The organism is Streptomyces sp. NRRL B-24572 (assembly GCF_002156145.1).
In the GTDB taxonomy this organism is placed as follows: domain Bacteria; phylum Actinomycetota; class Actinomycetes; order Streptomycetales; family Streptomycetaceae; genus Streptomyces; species Streptomyces vietnamensis.
This window is the reverse complement of record NZ_MWIG01000974.1, coordinates 1-2,611: the sequence shown is the minus strand read 5'-3', so window position 1 is coordinate 2,611 and position 2,611 is coordinate 1. Positions and strand designations below refer to the sequence as shown.

At 75.3% G+C, this 2,611-nt stretch carries 2 protein-coding genes and 1 pseudogene; all 3 read left to right on the top strand.

Annotation, left to right across the window (positions count from 1 at the left end; translation table 11 throughout):
- On the top strand, window positions 1–544 hold a 544-nt coding region (locus tag CCN56_RS39060), incomplete at its 5' end, for a TetR/AcrR family transcriptional regulator (RefSeq protein ID WP_218779502.1).
- Complete coding sequence (locus CCN56_RS39055; RefSeq protein ID WP_086832359.1) at window positions 528–2,186, top strand: acyl-CoA dehydrogenase family protein; 1,659 nt, start codon at window positions 528–530, stop codon at window positions 2,184–2,186. The genes CCN56_RS39060 and CCN56_RS39055, both read left to right, overlap by 17 nt.
- 137 nt (window positions 2,187–2,323) lie before the next feature.
- A pseudogene (locus CCN56_RS39050) lies at window positions 2,324–2,611 on the top strand (amidohydrolase); the annotation flags it as partial.

Genomic DNA, 2,611 nt, shown 5'->3' with positions numbered 1-2,611 from the left:
CGGGCTGCTCGCCGAGCAGGGGTACGCGGGCTGCACGATGGCCGCCGTCGCCGCGCGCGCCGGAATCGCCACGGGCAGCGTGTACCGCCACTTCCCGAGCAAGGCCGAGCTCGCCGTCGAGCTGTTCAGGACCGTGGTGAGCCGGGAGGTCGCGGCCGTCTCCGAGGCGGCGGGGCACCCCGGGCACGGTTCGGCGGCCGAGCGGGTGGTCGCCGTCATCGAGACCTTCGCCCAGCGCGCCCTGAAGTCGCCGCGCCTCGCCTACGCGCTGCTCGCCGAACCGGTCGACCCGGCCGTGGACGCGGAGCGGCTCGTCTTCCGGCGCACGTTCCGGGACGTGTTCGCCGCGCGCGTCCAGGAGGGCGTGCGCGCGGGCGAGCTGCCGCCCCAGGACCCGGTCCTGACGGCCTCGGCGCTGGTCGGGGCGGGCGCCGAGGCGCTCGTCGGGCCGCTGGCCGAGGGGACCGTCGGGCCCGAGACCGTACCCGCACTCGTCACTTTCACCCTCCGAGCACTGGGAGTTCCGGATGCCGCCCACGCATGAGGTCACCAACCAGGTACCGCCGCTGACCGGTTACGACGTCTCCGCCGACCCCGCGCTCCTGGAGGCGCTGCGCCGGGAGGGCGCGGGCTGGGCCGAGGCCGAGGTCCGCGAGCTCGGGGCGAAGGCGGGAGGCGAGGAGGCCCAGGAGTGGGGGCGGCTCGCCGAGCGCCACTCCCCCGTCCTGCACACCCACGACCGGTACGGCCACCGGATCGACGAGGTCGAGTTCCACCCGTACTGGCACGAGCTGATGGACGTGGCCGTACGGCACGGGCTGCACGGCGCTCCCTGGCGCGACGAGCGGCCGGGCGCGCATGTGGCGCGGGCGGCGAAGGTGTTCGTGTGGGGGCAGGCCGACGCGGGGCACCTGTGCCCGGTCTCCATGACGTACGCGGCGGTGCCCGCGCTGCGCGTCCAGCCGGAGCTCGCCGAGGTGTACGAGCCGCTGCTCACCTCCTCGACGTACGACTTCGGTCTTCGGGTGCCGACGGAGAAGCGCGGGATCATCGCCGGGATGTCGATGACCGAGAAGCAGGGCGGCTCGGACGTCCGGGCGAACACCACCCGGGCCGTGCCCACGGGCGAGCCCGGGATGTACGCGCTGACCGGCCACAAGTGGTTCACCTCGGCGCCGATGTCGGACGTCTTCCTCACCCTGGCGCAGGCGCCCGGCGGCCTGTCCTGTTTCCTGGTGCCCCGGGTGCTGCCCGACGGCAGCCGCAACGCGATCAGGCTCCAGCGCCTCAAGGACAAGCTGGGCAACCGGTCGAACGCCTCCTCCGAGATCGAGTACGAGGGCGCCCTCGGCCGTCTCGTCGGCGAGGAGGGGCGCGGGGTGGCCACCATCATCCGGATGGTCAACATGACGCGGCTCGACTGCGCCATCAGCTCGGCCTCCGGGATGCGCCTCGGGCTCGTGCAGGCCGTGCACCACGCCACGCACCGGGAGGCGTTCGGGGCGCGGCTCGTGGACCAGCCGCTGATGCGGAACGTCCTCGCCGACCTGGCCGTGGAGGCGGAGGCCGCGACGGTCGCGGCGCTGCGGCTCGCGGGGGCGGTGGACCGGGCGGCGCGCGGTGACGCCGAGGAGGAGCAGCTGCGGCGGCTCGGGCTCGCGGTCACCAAGTACTGGGTCTGCAAGCGCGCCCCCGCGCACGCCGCCGAGGCCCTGGAGTGCCTCGGCGGCAACGGCTACGTCGAGGACTCGGGCCTGCCGAGGCTCTACCGGGAGTCGCCTCTGCCGTCCATCTGGGAGGGCTCCGGGAACGTCGCCGCGCTCGACGTGCTGCGGGCGATGGCCCGTCAGCCGGAGGCGGTGGAGGCGTACTTCGCGGAGGTCGACCGGGGCGCGGGGGCCGACCGGCGGCTCGACGCGGCGGTCGCGGGCCTCCGCAAGGACCTCGCGGGGCTCGGCGACCCGGAGGCGGTGGCGTACGGGGCACGACGCCTCGTCGAGCGTCTCGCCCTGGTCCTCCAGGGTTCGCTGCTCGTCCGGCACGGCCACCCGGCGATCGCCGACGCGTTCTGCGCCTCCCGCCTCGACGGGGACCGGGGTCTCGCCTTCGGCACGCTGCCGGCGGGCGTGGACACGGCGGCCGTCATCGCGCGCAGCGGCCCGGGCGCGGTGGGCACACCGGCCTGATCGGCGATCACGGCCGCAGCAGTGCCCCGGTCGGCCTGAACGGCTGCCCGGGGCGGTGCCGTGACCCGTCCCGGGTGGCAGGCTGACGGTGCACGGTTTCCAGGCCGCGGCGCCGGCCGGTACGAGAGGGAGTCCCGTTGGGCAGCGAGGCGATCCACGACGAACTGGACGAGCGGGCGGCCGCAGCGGCCGATCAGGTGGTGGCCTGGCGGCGGCATCTGCACCGGCATCCGGAGCTGCCCAACCGGGAGGTGAACACGGCCCGCCTGGTGGCGGACCACCTGCGCGCCCTGGGCCTCGACGAGGTCCGTACGGGCATCGCGGGGCACGGGGTCGTGGGTGTCCTGCGCGGTGCGGCGCCGGGGGGCGGGGGGGTCGTGGCGCTGCGGGCGGACATGGACGCGCTGCCGGTGAAGGACCTGTGC

Bases quoted from the DNA above. Each gene is read 5' to 3' on its own strand.
- CCN56_RS39055 (WP_086832359.1), top strand. From the start codon at position 528: ATGCCGCCCACGCATGAGGTCACCAACCAGGTACCGCCGCTGACCGGT.